Origin of the sequence: Micromonospora sp. WMMD712 (assembly GCF_029581295.1) — a bacterium.
Taxonomy (GTDB): Bacteria; Actinomycetota; Actinomycetes; order Mycobacteriales; family Micromonosporaceae; genus Micromonospora; species Micromonospora carbonacea.
Genome location: NZ_CP120743.1, coordinates 4,267,478 through 4,284,540 on the forward strand (window position 1 = coordinate 4,267,478; position 17,063 = coordinate 4,284,540).

The 17,063-nt window shown below is 74.8% G+C and carries 12 protein-coding genes; 1 reads left to right on the forward strand and 11 read right to left on the reverse strand.

What is annotated here, in order from left to right; all coding sequences use genetic code 11:
• Positions 1-4 precede the first annotated feature (4 nt).
• From O7633_RS18410 to O7633_RS18460, 11 genes are all read right to left on the reverse strand, one after another.
• The gene (locus O7633_RS18410) at positions 5-1,369 is read right to left on the reverse strand and encodes an MFS transporter (RefSeq protein WP_282323302.1); all 1,365 of its coding nucleotides are present in this window, start codon (positions 1,367-1,369) and stop codon (positions 5-7) included.
• Positions 1,366-2,925, reverse strand: coding sequence for an AMP-binding protein (locus tag O7633_RS18415; protein ID WP_282323303.1), 1,560 nt, complete (start codon positions 2,923-2,925; stop codon positions 1,366-1,368). Before O7633_RS18415 ends, O7633_RS18410 begins: the two co-directional genes overlap by 4 nt.
• Positions 2,922-4,037: an HAD-IIIC family phosphatase gene (locus tag O7633_RS18420; protein ID WP_282323304.1), complete on the reverse strand. Its 1,116-nt coding sequence runs from the start codon at positions 4,035-4,037 to the stop codon at positions 2,922-2,924. The genes O7633_RS18415 and O7633_RS18420 overlap by 4 nt, the downstream gene beginning before the upstream one ends.
• A 14-nt stretch (positions 4,038-4,051) precedes the next feature.
• Complete coding sequence (locus O7633_RS18425) at positions 4,052-5,014, reverse strand: 3-oxoacyl-[acyl-carrier-protein] synthase III C-terminal domain-containing protein (protein ID WP_282323305.1); 963 nt, start codon at positions 5,012-5,014, stop codon at positions 4,052-4,054.
• The gene (locus tag O7633_RS18430; RefSeq protein ID WP_282323306.1) at positions 5,011-6,120 is read right to left on the reverse strand and encodes an acyl-CoA dehydrogenase family protein; all 1,110 of its coding nucleotides are present in this window, start codon (positions 6,118-6,120) and stop codon (positions 5,011-5,013) included. The genes O7633_RS18425 and O7633_RS18430 overlap by 4 nt, the downstream gene beginning before the upstream one ends.
• On the reverse strand, positions 6,113-6,394 hold the full coding sequence (locus tag O7633_RS18435) for an acyl carrier protein (protein ID WP_282323307.1): 282 nt from the start codon (positions 6,392-6,394) through the stop codon (positions 6,113-6,115). The genes O7633_RS18430 and O7633_RS18435 overlap by 8 nt, the downstream gene beginning before the upstream one ends.
• Positions 6,391-7,239 (reverse strand): 3-hydroxyacyl-CoA dehydrogenase family protein, encoded by an 849-nt coding sequence (locus O7633_RS18440; protein WP_282323308.1) that lies wholly within the window; start codon positions 7,237-7,239, stop codon positions 6,391-6,393. The genes O7633_RS18435 and O7633_RS18440 overlap by 4 nt, the downstream gene beginning before the upstream one ends.
• Positions 7,236-10,658 carry a thioester reductase domain-containing protein gene (locus tag O7633_RS18445; protein ID WP_282323310.1) on the reverse strand — a complete coding sequence of 1,141 codons (3,423 nt, stop codon included), beginning with the start codon at positions 10,656-10,658 and terminating at the stop codon, positions 7,236-7,238. The genes O7633_RS18440 and O7633_RS18445 overlap by 4 nt, the downstream gene beginning before the upstream one ends.
• A complete protein-coding gene (locus O7633_RS18450) occupies positions 10,655-10,990 on the reverse strand; it encodes an acyl carrier protein (protein ID WP_282323311.1) in 336 nt (111 codons plus the stop codon). The genes O7633_RS18445 and O7633_RS18450 overlap by 4 nt, the downstream gene beginning before the upstream one ends.
• Positions 10,987-13,995 (reverse strand): condensation domain-containing protein, encoded by a 3,009-nt coding sequence (locus O7633_RS18455; protein WP_282323312.1) that lies wholly within the window; start codon positions 13,993-13,995, stop codon positions 10,987-10,989. The genes O7633_RS18450 and O7633_RS18455 overlap by 4 nt, the downstream gene beginning before the upstream one ends.
• Positions 13,996-14,091: 96 nt before the next feature.
• On the reverse strand, positions 14,092-15,930 hold the full coding sequence (locus tag O7633_RS18460; RefSeq protein WP_348776294.1) for a non-ribosomal peptide synthetase: 1,839 nt from the start codon (positions 15,928-15,930) through the stop codon (positions 14,092-14,094).
• Between the two features lie 586 nt (positions 15,931-16,516).
• On the opposite strand from O7633_RS18460, the gene O7633_RS18465 reads away from it, so the two are divergent.
• A complete protein-coding gene (locus tag O7633_RS18465) occupies positions 16,517-17,014 on the forward strand; it encodes a flavin reductase family protein (protein ID WP_282323314.1) in 498 nt (165 codons plus the stop codon).
• Positions 17,015-17,063: the final 49 nt, after the last annotated feature.

Here is a 17,063-nt window from a genome sequence, read left to right on the forward strand (position 1 = left end):
CCGGTCAGCTCCTGTCGGTCGAGAGGGGATCACCGGCCGCCTCGTCGCCGGACACCGTCGCCGGCTCGTCCGCCGCCGACTCGTCCGCTGCCGGCCTGGTCTCGGGCACCTTCGCCGGCTCGTCCGGCGCGGAGAAGCCGCTGCGGGTCGGGTCCTTGCGCGCCGCGCGCACCACGACGGGGGCGAGCAGGCCGGCGGCGCACATGACCGCGCCGAAGACGAGCCAGCCGGACCAGCCGAAGCCGATGATGAGCACGGTCGCGGCGAACGGGGTGATGGTGGAGCCGAGCTGCGTGGACATGCCGAACAGCCCCTGGTATTGGCCGTGGCTGCCCTCGGGGGCCAGCCCGTACGCCAGGGACCACGCCCCCGAGCTGTGCAGCATCTCGCCGAGCACGTGCACGAGGGCGCCGGCGAGCAGGGCCGCCACCGCGGCCCAGACGGGCAGGCCACCGGCGAGGGCGAAGAGCACGCAGCACGCGGCGAGCACCAGCCCGGCCCGCTGCCAGGCCCGCGCGCCACCGTCCAGGCGTTCCGCTCCCCGGCTGACGCGTACCTGGAGCAGCACCACGCAGATCGTGTTGATCACGAGGATGACGGGGTAGATCGCGGTGGGGGCCTCGGTGCGTTGCGCGATCCAGATGGGCAGCGCCACGGTCAGCAGCGGCCCGTTCATCACCAGCAGCGCGTTGAGCACGACGAACGCCGCGTACGGCCGGTCCCGCAGCACGACGAGGCTGGGCTGCGCCTCGGTGTTGCGGGTCGGCGGCACGACCGGCACCCGCAGGTAGGCCAGGCCGGCGACCGCGAACAGCGCACCCGCGAGGAGCAGCAGCGCGCGGTAGCCCGCCTGGGAGTCGAAGTAGAGCCCGATCCCGCCGATCACCGCGCCGAGGGTGACGCCCAGGTTGGCCACGGCGCGGAAGTAGGACCAGGCCCGGACCCGTTCCTCCGGCGGCACCACGCCGGCGACCAGCGCCCCCCGGGACGCGTCGGTGGCGGACTCGCCGGCCAGCACGAGGCAGGCGACGGCGGTGAGCCACCAGAAGCTGGTGGCGAAGGCGTAGCCGCAGGTGACCAGCCCGAGCGCGAGCATGGCGAGCACGGTGGCGTTGCGCGGGCCGAAGATGTCGGCGGCGTGACCGGCCGGCACCGCGACCAGCATGCCGACCGCCGCCCCGATGGTCAGCGCCAGGCCGACCCTGGTGGCCGAGATCCCGATCGACGTGGTGAAGTACAGCACGCTCACCGACATGATGATGCCGTGCGCGGCGGTCTTGGCCAGGTTGCTCAGCGACACCACCCGCACCACGCCCGCGGGCGGGACGAGTTCGGCCGTCACGGCACGCAGCCGGGCGGTCGCCGTCACGCCGGGCCCGCCGTCGCCAGTTCCGCCACGGAGTCCCGCAGCACCCCCCGGTCGATCTTGCCGTTGGCGTTCAGCGGCATGGCGGCCAGGTGGTGGAGCACCCGGGGCACCATGTGCAGCGGCACCTGCCGGCGCAGCCAGCGCCGCAACTGCGGCGCCTCCTCGCCCGTGTAGAAGCCGATCAATTCCGTCTCTCCTGTCCGGTTGACCGCGACGACGACGGCCTGGGTCACGCCGTCGTGCCGACGCAGCGCCGCCTCGATCTCACCGAGCTCGATGCGGTACCCGCGCACCTTCACCTGGTTGTCCAACCGGCCGAGGTGGACGAGGTTGCCGTCCTCGATGCGGACCCGGTCCCCGGTGCGGTAGTAGTGCTCGTCGGTGAGGCCGCCGCCTTCGTACGGTTCGGCGCCGTCGGGACCATACGTCAAGAATCGGCCGACATCGTCGCCGGAGTCCAGGTATCCGACGAACCGCTGCACCCCGCGTACGCACAGCTCGCCCTCCTGGGCGGCGTGGCCGTCCGCGCCGACGATCACGTGGTCGAGGAAGTCGTAGACCGGCCCGATCGGCACGGTGTCGTTGGAGGTCACCGGCCACCGCAGCGGGTCGAGGTCCAGCCGGAACTCGGTGCAGGCCACGGTCAGCTCGGTCGGCCCGTACACGTTGGTGACGACGGCCCCCGGGGCGATCTCCTGCCACCGTTCGGCCTGCCGGTAGGTGAGCGGCTCGCCGATGAAGATGCTGTACCGCAGGTCGGTGACCTGCCCGGTGGGCAGGGTGCCCAGCTCGTCGCCGACCGAGACCACCGACGGCACGGAGAACCAGTGCGTGATCCGCCGGTCCCGCAGGTAGTCCACGGGGTTGAGCAGCTCGGCGCGGCGGGGCACGGCCAGGGTCGCGCCGCCGGCCCAGGTCACGAAGAGGTCGAACACCGACGGGTCGAAGGTGAGGTCGAAGGTGTGCGACACCCGCGCCCCCGGGCCCACGGCGAAGCGGTCGACGTTGTGGCGGACGTACGCCACCGCCGCGCGCTGCGGGACCGGCACCCCCTTGGGCCGCCCGGTCGACCCGGAGGTGAACAGGACGTAGGCCACGTCGTCCGGGCCGCCGCGGTAGCCGGCGAGGCCGACGCCGGTGCCGGCGAGCGCGCGGACCCGGTCGTCGTCGAGCGCGAGCACCGTCGGGGCGGCGTCGCCGAGGCCGTCGGCGAGTTGCGGCGCGCCGGACCCGTCGGCGACCAGCACGTCGACGCGGGCGAGGTCGCACACCCGCCGGTTGCGCAGCACCGGGTAGCCCGGGTTGAGGGGGGTCACCGCCGCGCCGAGGCGCTGCGCGGCGAGGTAGCCGGCGAAGGCGGTGACGCTGCGCTGGGCGAGCAGCGCCACCCGGGCCGGCACGCCGCCGTGCCGGGCGACGATCTCCTCGGCCAGCGCGAGGGCGTGCCGGTGCAGATCCGCGTAGGAGACCTCGTCGCCCTCGACCTCCAGCGCGATCGCGTCGGGGTAGCGGTCGACGGAGGCGGCGAACAGCTCGTAGAGGGTCGCCCCGGTCATGCCGGCACCACCTCCGACCAGTCCCGCAGCCCGGTGTCGGCGTCGTCGAGCGCCGGGGCGCGCAGCCGCAGCGAGGTCGGCCCGCAGGTGCGCTCGGGCCGCAGGTGCAGCAGTTGCACCCCCTCCTCGCCCGCCGGGCCCACGTCGGCCAGGCAGTCGCACCCGTCGTCGGCGAAGCCGGCGAACCGGTAGGCGACCTCCATGATCCGGTTGCGGTTCGTCGGCCGGAAGTCCGCGGCGAGGTGCACGCCGGCCCGCGCCGCCTGGTCACCGATCCAGCGCAGGATGATCGCGCCCGCGCCGAAGGACACCACCCGGCAGGAGGTGGCGAGCAGCTTCAGGTGCCACACGCCCGGGTGCCGGGCCAGCAGCGCCACCCCGACCGCGCCGTGCGGGCCGAACCGGTCGGTCATGCTGACCACCAGCACCTCGTGCCGCGGGTCGTCGAGCAGGCCGCGCAGCGTCGCGTCGGAGTAGTGCACGCCGGTGGCGTTCATCTGGCTGGTGCGCAGGGTCAGCTCCTCCAGGCGGGAGATGTCCTCGTCCCGCGCCCGGTCGATGACCATCTCCAGCTCCAGGCTGCGCAGGAACTCCTCGTCCGGGCCCTGGAAGCCCTCCCGCGCGGTGTCCCGGCGGAACTTCGCCTGGTACATCTGCCGGCGGCGGCGGGAGTCCACCGTGACGGCCGCCGGGCTGAACTCGGGCAGGCCGGTCAGCGTCCCGGCCTGGTCGGCCCGGTAGCACCGGACCTCGGGCAGCTGGTGGCCGATCTCGGCCAGCTCGGTCGGCTGGTCGTCGATGAACGCGATCGTGTTCAGGGCGAACTGGAGCTCGTCGGCGATCGCCCGGATCGAGTCCGGCTTGCGCCCCCAGCCGATCTGCGGGACGACGAAGTAGTCGGCCACGCCGAGTTCCACCAGCCGGGCCCACGCGTGCTCGTGGTCGTTGCGGCTGGCGACCGACTGGAGGATCCCCCGGGCGTCCAGGGTGGCGATGGCCTCCCGCACCTCGTCGGGCAGGGTCACCTCGCCGTCCTCCAGCAGCGTGCCCCGCCACAGGGTGTTGTCCAGGTCCCAGACGAGACACTTCACCGTCGGTGGAGTCTGGCTCACGGTCGTTCCCTTCGTCAGATGCGCCACACCGTGGCCGCCCAGGCCGCCACGGGGCTGTTGTTGAGGACCAGGACGTGATCGCCGGGGCCGACGTCGCCACCGGCGAGGAGCCGGTCCAGGTTGAGCACGACGTCCATCGCGCCGAGGTGGCCGTACGCGGCGAGCTGGCGCTGGCAGACCGGGTGGATGGGCAGCCCGAGCAGGGACTGGTAGAAGCCGTACGCGCTCGCCGTCACGTTCTGCATGAGCGTCGCGGCGACGTCGGCCCTGGTGATCCCGGCGTCGGCGAGGACCGTCTCGACCATCCGGCCCAGCCGCTGCCGGCTGTGCAGGGCCAGCTCGAACCGGTAGCGGTCGGGCGACTCGCACTCCTCGCGCCACTCGTACCAGGGGGACTGCTTGTAGTCCACCCGGAACAGGTCGTGGAACGTGCCGTCGCTCTCCTGCCGGTGCGCCACCAGCGCCGGGCTGCCGCCGCGGACGATGGTCATCGCGTACGCACCGTCGCCGATCACCGTCACCGGGAAGCGCACCCGGTCCACGCCGGTGGGGCGGCTGGCGTGCGCGATCAGCACGCTCTGCCGGCCCGGGTCGGCGACCAGGAGGTCCCGGGCCAGCGCCCACGCGGCGCTGGAGCCGGTGCAGCCGAGACCGTCCAGGGTGAAGGCGAACGCGCGGTCGAAGCCGCCGTCGAGTTGCAGCCGCCCCGAGTCGGAGCCGAGCAGGACGTCCGGCGCGCGCGACCCCACCATGATCAGCACGTCCGGGTCCAGCGGCGTCGCCTTGCCCAGCTCCTGACACGCCTGGACGGCGAAGTCCGTGGTCGGGGCGTCCGGGAACACGCCGACGCGGTCGATCCCGCAGGTGCCGACGAACTCGCGTTCCTCGGTCCGCAGCGCGTCGACCTCGGGCAGCCCGGCGACCGGGGTGGACCCCTCCGGCAGGACGCAGTGGATCGCCCCGATGCCGACGGTCATGACCAGGCCGCCAGCGCGTGGTCGGCCAGCATGAGCTGGGACATCTCGTTGCTCCCCTCGATGAGCTCCATGAGCTTGGCGTCCCGGTAGGCGCGGGCCACCGGGTGCCCGTCGCGGCTGCCGGCCGACGCGAGCACCTGCACCGCCGTGCTCGCCCCCTCGGCGGCCCGGGTGGCGGCGAAGTGCTTGGCCAGCACGGCGGCCATGACCAGGTCGGACGTCCGGGCGTCCCAGGCCCGGCTGGCGTGCTCGCACAGCCGGGTCGCGGCCTGCTCGGCGACCGTCAGCTCCGCCAGGTGCCGCCGCACGAGCTGGTGGGAGGCGAGCACGGCCCCGCCCTGGGCCCGGGCGGCGGCGTGCCGGGCGGCCTCGGCCAGGCAACTGCGCAGGATCCCCACGCAGCCCCAGGCCACGGAGACCCGGCCGTACGTCAGCGCCGTGGTGGCGATCAGGCCCAGCGGCATGGCCGCCCCGCCGAGCACCGCGTCCCTGGGCAGGCGTACCCCGTCGAGGTGGACGTCGGCGTGGCCGGCGGCCCGGCAGCCGAGCGGGTCGGCCACCCGCTCGATGCGGACGCCCGGCGCGTCCGTCGGCACCAGCACCGCCGCCGCCTCGTCGCCGAAGCGGCCGAAGACCACCAGCAGGTCGGCGTACGCGCCGACGGTGATCCACACCTTCCGCCCGTCGACCCGCACGCCGGTGCCGTCCTCGCTGATCCGGGTGCTCATCGCGGACAGGTCGCTGCCCGCCCCCGGCTCGCTGAAGGCGACCCCGGCGAGGCTGCCGCTGGACAGCGCGGCCAGGTGGGCACGCCGCTGGGCGGCCGAGCCGAGGCGCAGGATGGTCCACGCCGCCATGCCCTGCGAGGTGAGGACGCTGCGCAGCGAGCTGCACCGGGCCCCGGTGGCGGCGGTCAGCTCGCCGTTGTCCAGGCTGGACAGTCCGAGGCCGCCGTACTCCTGGGGGATCTGCGCGCAGAGCACCCCCTTGGTGCCCAGCTCGCGCAGGGTCTCCAGCGGGATCCGACCGGCGCGGTCCCAGGTCTCCGCGTGATCGCCGACGGCGGCGGCGACCAGCGCCGCCGCCTCCGACCACCGCTCAGCCATCGGAGTCCCCGCGCAGCCGCAGGACCAGCTCGGTCATCCGGTCGACCGTCCGGAAGTTGTCGAGCCGCAGGTCGGGCCCGCCGATGACGACGTCGAACGTCGACTCGATGTGCACCACCAGCTCCAGCGCGAACAGCGACGAGACCAGGCCGGCGGCGAAGATGTCGAGGTCCGGTTCGATGTCCTTCTTGGTCTGCCGCTCCAGGAACGCGGTGAGCTGGCCGCGGATCGATCCCGGGCTGAGGGTGTGCTGGTCGGTGGTGGATGAGCTCACTTGGTCCCCCTGTGCTCGTAGAAGCCCCGCCCGGTCTTGCGCCCGAAGTCGCCGTCGGCGACCTTGGCCAGCAGCAGCGCGGATGGCTCGTAACCCTGGTCGCCCGTGCGGTCGCGGAGCACCCGCAGCGAGTCGACGACGTTGTCCAGGCCGATCAGGTCGGCGGTGGCCAGCGGTCCGGTGCGGTGCCCGAGGCAGCCGGTGAACAGCAGGTCGATCTCCTCCGGCGTGGCGAGCCCCTCGTCCGCGATCCGGGCCGCCTCGTTGATCATTCGTTGCAGCACCCGGTTGATGACGAAGCCCGGCCCGTCCCCGACCACCACGACCTCCCGGCCCATGCCGGTCAGGAAGTCCCGGGCGACGGCCAGCGCGGCCTCGGAGCTGCGCGGCCCCCGGACCACCTCCACCGTCTTGATCAGGTACGGCGGGTTCATGAAGTGGGCGCCGACGGTGCGCTCGGGGTGCGCGACCGAGCCGGCCAGCTCGTCCACCGGGATGGCGGAGGTGTTGGTGAGTACCAGCGCCTCCGGCCCGACGAGCGCGGACACCTCGGCGAGCACCTTCGCCTTGACGTCGGCCAGCTCGGTGACGGCCTCGACGACCACGTCGGCGTCGGCGACGTCGGCCAGGTCCACGGTGGTACGCAGCTCGGCCACGTCCGCCCCGGTCTGCGCCCCCATCAGCCGGGCCAGCCGCAGGTGGCGGGTGACCTCGCCCCGGGCCCGGTCCAGCACGGCCCGGTCGACGTCGACCAGGGTGACCGGCAGGCCGTTGCCGACGGCGAGGGCGGCGATGGCGCTGCCCATCACTCCCGCGCCCAGCACGGCGACATGTCGCTGCTTCATACCCGCTCCTCGATCGCGTTGACGTCATCGCCCCGCCGCCCCACCAGGCCGGGCAGGAGCGCGGCGAACTCCTCGTGGCGTCCGGCCAGGAACTCCAGGCCCCGGCGCAGCTGCTCGGGGGTGACGGCGGCGGAGAGGCCCTGCTTGCGCAGCCAGGGCTGCCAGCCCCGGACCTGCACGTCGTCCTCGGCCAGCTCGTGCCCCTCCAACTCGTAGAGGGCCACGGCCGACATGACCTCGCTGCCGCCGTCCAGCGCCCGCTGGGCCACCCGCCGCTGCCACTGCGGCAGCGGCATCGGCTCGGTCGGCAGCCCGGCCCGGCCGAGCATGTCGAACAGCTCCCGGGTGCTGATCGAACGCTCGTCGGCCAGGTGGTAGACCCGGCCGACCGACGACGGCGACAGCGCCAGCGACACGACCGCCCGGGCGACCACGTCGACCGGGGAGACCGGCTCGGCGCGCTCGTCGGTGGGGTGGGCGCCGATGGCGATGCCGCTGGCGAGCATCCGCCACACCAGGTCCTTGTTGTTGCAGGCCCCGGTGTCCCGGGCCGCCATGATCAGGCCGGGCCGGAACACCCGGCCGCGGATGCCGGCCTCCTCGGCCTTCTCCAGCAGCCGCTCGCCGACCCACTTGCTGACCCCGTAGCCGCCCAGGTCGGAGTGCAGGGGCTGCCTGCGGGTCTCCAGCCGGGTGCCCGCCGTGCCCGACCCCGCGCCCGTCGCGGCCAGCGTCGACACGTAGCTGAAGTCGCGGATGCCGTGCCGGCACATCCAGTTCAGCAGGCCCGCCATCGGCAGGACGTTGTCCTCCCGCAGCGTCCGGTACGGCTCGGTGAAGACCACCCGGGCCGCGCAGTGCAGCACGTGCCCGACCTGGTCGGCGAGTTCGCCGTCGAGGTCCCCGGCGTCCGTGCCGGCGAAGGCCCGCAGGTCCGCCGGGACGACGCGGACCAGCTCGGGGTCCGGCTCCGGCAGGGCCAGGCGCGCGGCGGTCTCCCGCAGCCGCCGCATGCCCGCCTGCTCGTCGGCCGCCCGCACGACGCAGTGGACGCGCCGGCCGGCGCGCTGCAACTCGTGCAGCAGGAACGCGCCGAGGTAGCCCGCCGCGCCGGTGAGCAGCACGTCCCGGCCCGGGGCGCGACGCGGGGCCAGCGGCCCGATCGGCAGCGCCAGGTCCGCGTCGATCAGCTCGCCGTCCCGGTCGGCCGCGCTCTGCCGGTCGGGGGTGACGCCGGCCCGGACGATCCCGGCGAGCCGGCGTACGGTGGCCCGGCTGCCGCCGGCCCGGTGCAGGTTGATCAGCACGCCGTACTGCTGCTGGATCCGCAGCACCATCTGCACGGACAGCAGCGACGTGCCGCCCAGCGCGCCGAACTCGTCGTCCAGCCCGACGTCGCCCCGGTCGAACAGCTCCCGCCAGATGCCGGCGACGCTCTCCTCGATGGAGTCCCCCGCCGCCGCCGGCTCCGCGCCGACGGGCGCGGGCGTCGGTTGCCGGCGGAACACGTCGAGGTGGTCCAGCGGCCAGTACCGCTTGCGCTGGAACGGGTACGTCGGCAGGCGCAGCCGCCGCCCGCAGCCGCCGCTGACCGCCTCCCAGTCGACCGGCACGCCGTGCAGCCAGGCGGTGCTCAGCGCCTCGTCCCAGCCGTCGTCACCGGCGGGCACCAGGACGCCCCGCGAGTCGGCCAGGCCCGCGTCGTCACCGGTCCCGCCCAGCACCACCGCGTACCGGTCCCCGGCGAGGTCGAGCCGGTCGACCACGGCCGCGCCGGGCAGCACTGCCCGCAGCGCGGCCAGCCTCGCGGGCTCCGCCTGCTCCCCCGCCACGATCACGGCGGTGCGGCGGGCGGCCCGCACGGTGCGCACGGCCGGGGGGCGGGGCAGCCGCAGCGCCGCCGCGAGCCGGTCGGCCGGCGCGGTCACCACCCGCCGCTCGTCGAAGACGGCCCGCCCGACCCGCAGCGTGTACGCGACGTCCGCCGCCTGCGCGGGGTCGCTGTCGATCCGGTCGGCCAGCGCCCGGCACAGCTGGTCCAGCTCCACCCGGTTGCGGGCGGAGACGTTCAGCCGGACGACGGGCGCAGCCGGCGCGGGCCGCCGGACCGGCGCGGGCGGCGCGGCCACCACCATCGTGGCGTTGGTGCCGCCCACGCCCATCGAGTTGACCAGCACCAGCCGGTCCGGCTCGGCGCACTCGCGGCGGGTCGTGGTGACGAAGAACGGGCTCTTCTCCAGCTCCGCCGGGTCGCGGGCCACGTCGAACGTCGGGTGCGGGGGCAGCGAGCCGGTGCCGGCCACGTGGATCGCCTTGATCAGCCCGGCGATGCCGGCGGCCGGGCCGAGGTGCCCGATGTTGGACATCACCGAGCCGAGGCCGCAGTAGCCCACCTCGTCGGTGCTGCGCCGGAACGCCTCGGTCAGGGCCAGCAGCTCGATGTGGTCGCCCAGCGGCGTGCCGGTGCCGTGGGCCTCGACGTAGCGGACCGCGTCGGCGGAGACGCCCGCGACCGACAGCGCCGCCGCGATCACGTCGGCCACCCCGTCGAGGTTCGGGGCGGCGTAGCCCAGGCGCGCGCCGCCGTCGTTGCCGACCGCCGAGCCGCGCAGGACGGCCAGCACCGGGTTGCCGTCGGCGAGCGCGTCGGCGAGCCGGCGCAGGGCCACCACCCCGACCCCGGAGCCGTACGTGGTGCCGCTGCTGCTCGCGTCGAAGGAGCGGACGTAGCCGTCCTCGGAGACCCACGCCCCGGGGATCGGCTGGTAGCCGAGCAGCGGCTCCACGACGGTCGCGCCGCCGGCGAGGACCACGTCGCACTCCCCGGCGAGCAGGCTCAGCATGCCGTAGTGCACCGCGTACAGCGACGAGGAGCAGCCCGTCTGGACGCTGACGGACGGCCCGCGCAGGCCGAGCTTGTAGGCCGTCCGCGAGGTCATGAAGTCGGCCTGCCCGCCGACGGTCAGGTCGAGGTCGCCGATCGCGGCGGCGAGCCCGTGGTCACGGACCTTGGCGGCGAAGACCGCCGCCGAGTAGTTGCCGGCGGCGCTGCTGGCGAACACGCCGGTCACCAGGCGGTCCGCGCCGGGCGCCAGGCCCGCCGACTCCAGCGCCTCCCAGCAGGACTCCAGGAAGATGCGCTGCTGCGGGTCGATGGCGTCGACCTCGCGGGGGGTGTAGCCGAAGAAGTCGGCGGCGAAGTCGGCCACCCCCGGCAGGGTCGCGCCGACCCGGACGAAGCCCGGCTGGCGCGTCTCCTCCTCGGTGTGGCCGGCCGCGCGCAGCTGCTCGTCGGTCAGCTCCCGCATCGAGACGACGCCGGTGTCGATGTTGCGCCAGTACTGCTCGGGGTTCCACGCGTCGGGGAAGCGGCAGGCCGTCCCGACGACGGCGATGTCGGTGTCGGAGATCTCGGTCATGACGGTCGGGGCACCTCCGCCGTACGGGCCCGGCCGAGCAGGGCGCGGCGCTGGCTGGCCCCGGTCACCTGCTGCCGGGGCTCCTCACCGCCGCCGGCCAGCAGCCTGGCCTGCGCCCGGATCGTGGCGTGCTGGAACAGGTCGGCCACCCGCAGCGACCGCTCGGTGAGCTCGTGCAGGTCCTCCCAGAGCATGATGAGCAGCAGGGAGCTGCCGCCGGCCTCCAGGAAGTTCTGGTCCGGGTCGAGGCTGCCGGGATCGTCGACGTCGAGCACCTCGGCCCAGGCGGCCCGGACCCGATCGAGCAGTTGGTCCTCCGTCAGGGTGGTCAATGTCCCTCCAGTGGTCGAGCGGTGGGCTGCCGGATGAGGTCGTCCGCCGCGGCGGTGACCGCGTGCAGGACGGCGTGCGCGGTGGCGGGGTCGAAGAGGGCGGCGGAATACAGCAGCTCCCACCGCAGGTCCTGCCGCCGGTCGACGACGGTGAGTTCGAGCTCGTACTTGAGGTGCAGCGGGTCGAGCGGGCGGACCGTGGCGGTGACGTCCGGCCCGAGGTCGGGAGGTTCCAGTTCGCCGTCGGCGGCGCTGAGGTAGACCGGCGTCACCGGCGGGCGGCCGAGGTCACGGTCGGGATGCAACGCGGCGGCGACCGCGTCGAACGGTGCCGCGGAGTGCCGGAAGCTGAGGTTCGCCGCGTCGCGCACCCGGGCCAGCAGCTCCTGCCAGGTCGGCTCGCCGCTGGTGTCGGCGCGCAGCACGAGCGTGTCGATGAACAGGCCCACCGCGTCGGCGCTGCGCGCCCCCGTCCGCTGCGACCACGGGAAGGCGAACAGGAAGTCGCGCTGGCCGCCGACCCGGGCCAGCGCCACCGCCAGCAGCGCGGCCGAGACCATGAACATCGTGCAGCCGGCGTCCGCCGCGACCTTGCGCAGCCGGTCGGCGCGGGTCGGGTCGAGGTCGTACGTCAGCCGGCCCGCCCGGGTCTCCTGGGTGTCGCCGCGGCCCCGGTCGTACGGCAGGGCCACGTCGACCGGCGCGCCGGTGAGCGCCTCCACGACCGCCCGGGTGTCGGCCTGCGCGGCGTCGTCGGGGTCGGTGTGGCCCGTCCCGGCCACCGGCTCGGGCAGGTCCTCGCCCCGGTAGGCCGCCGCGATCTGGCGCAGCAGCAGTTGCCGCGACCAGCCGTCGAAGACGATGTGGTGGACGACGACGACGAGGGTGACGCCCCGCCCGCCCCGGTCCAGCAGGTGCGCCCGGGCGGGGGCGGCGCGGGCCAGGTCGAAGCCGGTCCAGCTCCACTCCGCGACGGCCTCGCGCGCCTGCTCGTCGGTCCAGTCGGCGGCGTCCACCACGGTGACGTCACCGGCCGGGCCGTCCGTGCGGTGGTAGACCCGGCGCTGCCGGCGGTCGAGCTCGAAGCGGGCCCGCAGCGCCGGGTGCCGGGCGAGCACGGTCCCGACGGCGGCGCGCAGCCGCTCCACGTCGACGCCACCGGCGAGGTCCACCACCGTGGGCACCAGGTACGCCTGCCGCAGCCACGGCAGCCGGTCGACGGACCAGAAGCGTTGCTGCGCGGGGCTGGTGGCCTGCCGGCCGTCGCTGCCGGTCGGCGGCGCGGCCGCCACCCGGGGCGGGGCCGCGAGGAGCCGGGCCAGCCCGGCCACCGTCGGGTCGGCCAGGAACTCCCGCGCCGACAGGACGGTGCCGTCCTGGCGTTCGATGCGGCGCAGCATCGTGACGACCAGCAGGGAGTGGCCGCCGAGGGCGAAGAAGTCGGCCGTCGGGGTCAGCCCGGCGGCGACCGCCTCCGGCGGCTCGTCGACGAGGTCGGCCAGCGCCACGGCGAAGCACTCGGCGGCGCGGCGCAGCGCGGCCTCGGGCACCGGGGCGGCCCCGGCCGTGGCGGGCGTCGGGGTCGTCGCGTCCGGCGCGGCCGTCGTCGCCCACGCCGGGTCCGGCCCGTACCGGGCCAGCTCCGCCAGGGGCACGGCGTACCGTTCCGTCACGGCCCCGAGCAGCCCGAGGTACGCCTCGGCCAGCGCCGTCACCACCGGCCGGGGGTAGCGGGCCAGGTCGTGCTCCCAGCGGGCGTACCAGCCGTCGGCCCGCTCCTCGACGGTGAGCATCAGGTCGAACTTGGCGGTGCCGTTGGGCAGCACCTCGGGCAACGCCCAGCGCACCGGCACCTCGGGGCCGGGCACGGGGAAGTTCTGCAACGCGAAGGCGACCTCGACCAGCTCGGCCCGGGCCGCGGCGGTGAGCCGGTGGTACGGCAGGCGCTGGTAGAGCAGCGTGCGGAACGCCTCGCCCCGGGCCTGGGCGCACAACTGCGCGAAGTCGTCCGCGCCGCCCAGCGCCGCCCGCAACGGCACGGTGTTGACGAAGAAGCCGACGACGTCGTCGGCCTCCGGGCCGGGCCGGTTGGCGGCGATCACCCCGTAGCGGAAGGTGTCCCGCCCGGACCAGAGGCTCAGCAGCACCTGGAACGCGGTGCCGAACAGCACGAACGGCGTGACGCGGTGTTCGGCGGCCAGTGCGGTGGCGCGGTCCCAGAGCCCGGCGGGGAGGGCGGTGACGACCTCGCCGCCCGCCCGCTCCACCGCGCGGCCGGGGGCGGCGGGCAGCGCCCCGGCGAGGGTGAGCCCGGGCCCGGCGGCGAGGAGTTCCGCCGCCCGATCCGTCACCGCGGCGCGCGTGTCGGGTCGGCTGCCCGCCTCCCGGTCGCGCCGGGCCAGCTCGGCGAAGCGGACCCCGACGGCGGGCAGCCGGGGCGGCCGGCCGTCGACGCCGGCCGCGTAGGCCGTGGCGAGGTCGGCGCAGAGCCGCCCCATCGACCAGCCGTCGAAGGCGATGTGGTGCAGGACGAGCAGCACCGCGTCCCCGCCGGTGAGGCCGGTGAACGCGACGCAGCGCAGCACCTGGCCGGTGGCGAGGTCGAGGGGCTCGGCGCAGAGCCGGCGTACCTCGTCCTCGACGTCGGCCCAGGAGCCGCCGGGGGCCCGGACCACCCGGACCGGGACGTCGGCCGCCGGGCCGACGAACTGCTCCGGCTCGTCGCCGCGCAACCGGTAGCCGGTGCGCAGGGGCTCGTGCCGGGCCACCACCGCGGTCAGCGCGACGCCGAGCACCGCCGGGTCGACCCGGCCCTGCCAGCGCAGCAGCACGGGGACGAGGTAGGTGGCCGCGCCGGGGGCGGCCGCGTCGATCAGCCACAGCCGTTCCTGCGCGAGGGACAGCGGGGCGCACTCCGGGCTGTCGGCCGCCGGGTGGCCGTTCTGTGGGAAGTCCGCGCGTGGGATTTCGGTCTCCCGCGCCGACCCGGGCGCTCGGGTGTCCATTCGGGTTCCTTCCGTTGGCTGCGCCCGCCGGGGTCGACCCGGCGACCGCTTCACGCGTCGGCGTACTCCGGACGGTCGCTCAGTGCGTGCGGTCGCTCAGTGCGTGCGGTCGAGCGCGACCCTGATCTGGTCGGCCAGGTGGGCGAACGACTCGGCCAGCAGCACGTCGTGCGGCTCGGACCGGACGCCGAGGCGGTCCTGGACCCGCCCGGCGAGCTGGACGGCCATGATCGAGTTGCCGCCCATCTCCAGGAAGTTGCGGGTCGCGGTGGGCTCGCTGCCGACCACGTCCCGCCAGATCCCCCGGAGGGCGGCGGTCACCGGATCGGCCTCAACGCCGCCGTCGGTGGTGCCGGGGGTGGCGGCGGTGTCGGTGTCGGTGTCCGGCGCTGCCGGGCCGGACTCCGCCAGCAGCCGGGCGATCGCGGCCCGGTCGACCTTGCCGGTCGGCCCGGTCGGCGGCCGGTCGAGCGGCACCCACCGCGACGGCACCATGTAGTCGGGGACCCGCTCCGCCAGCCGGCGGGCCAGCTCGGTGCGGTCCCACCGCCCGGCCGCCGGCACGACGGCGACGGCGAGCAGCGCCTGCGGCCCGTCGCCGAGCTTCTCGGCGAACGCCGCGTCGGCCAGGCCGGTGGCGGTGATCGCCAGCTCGATCTCGTCCAGCTCGATGCGGAAGCCCCGCACCTTCACCTGCCGGTCCCGCCGGCCCAGCACCTCGACGAGACCGTCGGGAAGCCGGCGGGCCAGGTCGCCGGAGCGGTAGACCCGCCCGTCGTCGCCCGGCCGGGTGACGAACCGCTCGGCGGTCAGGTCGGGACGGCCCAGGTAGCCCAGGGCGACGCCGGGCCCCCCGATGCACAGCTCGCCGACCTCGCCCGCGGGGACCTCGGCGAGGTCCGGGCCGAGCACGTGCAGGCTGGTGCGCTGGAGGGGACGGCCCACCGGCACCCGTTCCCGGCCCGCCAGGCTCTCCAGGGTGCAGTCGTGGTACGCGGCGAAGGTGGTGGTCTCGGTCGGGCCGTACCCGTTGACCAGCCGCGCGGGGGGCGAGCCGGCGAGCACCCGGCACGCGGCGGACAGGTCGAGCTGCTCGCCGCCGACGAGGACGGTGCCGACGGTCCGCAGCGCGGCCGGCCGTTCCCGGGCGATCATGTGGAACAACGAGGTGGTCAGGAACAGCACGTCGACCGACAGGCCGGCCAGGTGCGCCGTCCACTCGTCGAGGGGCAGGTCGGTCACCGCGGGCAGGGGCACCACGCAGCCACCGGCGGCGAGCGCGCCCCAGACCTCGAAGGTGCTGGCGTCGAACGCCGGATTCGAGGTGTGGGCGACGCGGTCGCCGGGCGCGACGGTGCAGAACAGCGGCTCGACCACCAGTCGGGCCACCGCCCGGTGCGGGACCACGACCCCCTTCGGCTCGCCGGTCGAGCCGGACGTGAACATCACGTAGACCGGATCGTCCGCGTCGACCACCGGGTCCGGGTCGTCGCCGGCCACAGCCGGGCCGATCGGGGCCGGGCCGGACGCGGTCGGGTCGCCGGCCACGGCCGGGTCGACGCGCCGGGCGGTGCCGAGCCACGGCTCGTCCCGATCGGCGATCACCACGGAGACGCCTGCGGTGTCCAGCGTCCGGCGCACCCGGTCCACCGGTGCCGCCGGGTCGACCGGCAGGTACGCCGCGCCGGCACGCGCCACCGCGAGCATCGCCACGATCAGCGACCGGCCGCGTGGCAGGGAAAGGGCCACCACCGCGCCCCGGCCGACGCCCAGCCGGCGCAGGTACGCGGCCAGCGCGCCGGAGGACCGCCACAATTGCGCGTAGCTCGTCGCTTCTTCGCAGGTCGGATCGATAATGGCCGGGCTATCCGGTCGACTCTGGACCCAGCGCTCCACGAGTGACGGAACCGCTCGCGAACAATCTGCTGGCAACACATTCCCCCCTGAATGCGCTAGCGACAACGAGCGGGAACATCATGGATGACAATGGCTTCCCGCGGCAGTCCCGCGTCACGTTACCAAGATGCCACGGAGGGCAATAGTGATCCACCTCACAGCATCTCGCCCGGCGCGAGCGGGCCACCCGGGGGGAAAATGGACCGAATCGCACCGGCTCCGGTGACCCAGCGTGAATGACTGGAGTCGCTTCGCATCGCGCCGACCGCCGGCCGCCGCGCCACAATGCCACCCCAGAACAGCCATGACCAGCAATTTCCCGCTACCGCCGCCGCCCCGACCGGGCACCTAGGAACTCGCCGCCGAGTCACATTACGGAGGGTAACCGGCCTTCGGGACTGGCCGGAGTCCGTTATCATCGCGGACACTTCAATCGTGGAGCGCACCCCGACACCGGCAATTCCGGGCCATCCTCGAATGGTTCGGCGCGCCACCTGCATTAATGCTGGCCAAACCCGGCCTTGCGCCGACGTGTCACATTCACTTCGGCCAACGGGTCGATCGCCCCGTGCCCGCCCCAGGTGATCGCGCGGGCCGGCGGCGACCGGAACGGGAGGACAGGCTCGTGAACCCATCCACGTCAACGATCGATACAGCCCACTTCCGCTACGTACTGGGACATTTCGCCACCGGCGTCACGACGGTGACGGCCCTCGACCCCGCGTCCCGCCGGCCGGTCGGCCTCACCGTGAACTCGTTCGCGTCCGTCTCGTTGCGCCCGCCGCTGGTCTCCTTCTGCGTCAGCCGGGACAGCGGGAGCTGGCCGGTCATGCGCACCGCCGACCGGCTCTGCGTGAACATCCTCGGCGCCGGACAGCGGGCCGTCTGCGAACGCATGGCCGCCCCCCGGGTGGACCGGTTCCAGGGCCTCGACTGGGAGCTGTCCCCCGGCGGCGCGCCGGTGCTGGCCGGCGTGGTGGCCTGGGTGGAGGGCGCGGTGGAGGCCGAACACGACGCCGGCGACCACGTCATCGTGGTGCTGCGGGTGCACCACCTGCACGGCCAGCCGGACGGGCAGCCCCTGCTGTTCCTCGGCGGCCGGTACGGCCGCTTCACCCACTGAGCGCGACGGCACGCGCACCCCGGGCGGCGGAGGCCCGGCCGCCTCCTGC

What these genes read in the sequence shown, in the direction of transcription:
- O7633_RS18415 (WP_282323303.1), bottom strand. Translation starts at nt 2,925, where the DNA reads ATGACCGGGGCGACCCTCTACGAGCTGTTCGCCGCCTCCGTCGACCGC.
- O7633_RS18425 (WP_282323305.1), bottom strand. Translation starts at nt 5,014, where the DNA reads ATGACCGTCGGCATCGGGGCGATCCACTGCGTCCTGCCGGAGGGGTCC.
- O7633_RS18430 (WP_282323306.1), bottom strand. Translation starts at nt 6,120, where the DNA reads ATGGCTGAGCGGTGGTCGGAGGCGGCGGCGCTGGTCGCCGCCGCCGTC.
- O7633_RS18440 (WP_282323308.1), bottom strand. Translation starts at nt 7,239, where the DNA reads ATGAAGCAGCGACATGTCGCCGTGCTGGGCGCGGGAGTGATGGGCAGC.
- O7633_RS18445 (WP_282323310.1), bottom strand. Translation starts at nt 10,658, where the DNA reads ATGACCGAGATCTCCGACACCGACATCGCCGTCGTCGGGACGGCCTGC.
- O7633_RS18455 (WP_282323312.1), bottom strand. Translation starts at nt 13,995, where the DNA reads ATGGACACCCGAGCGCCCGGGTCGGCGCGGGAGACCGAAATCCCACGC.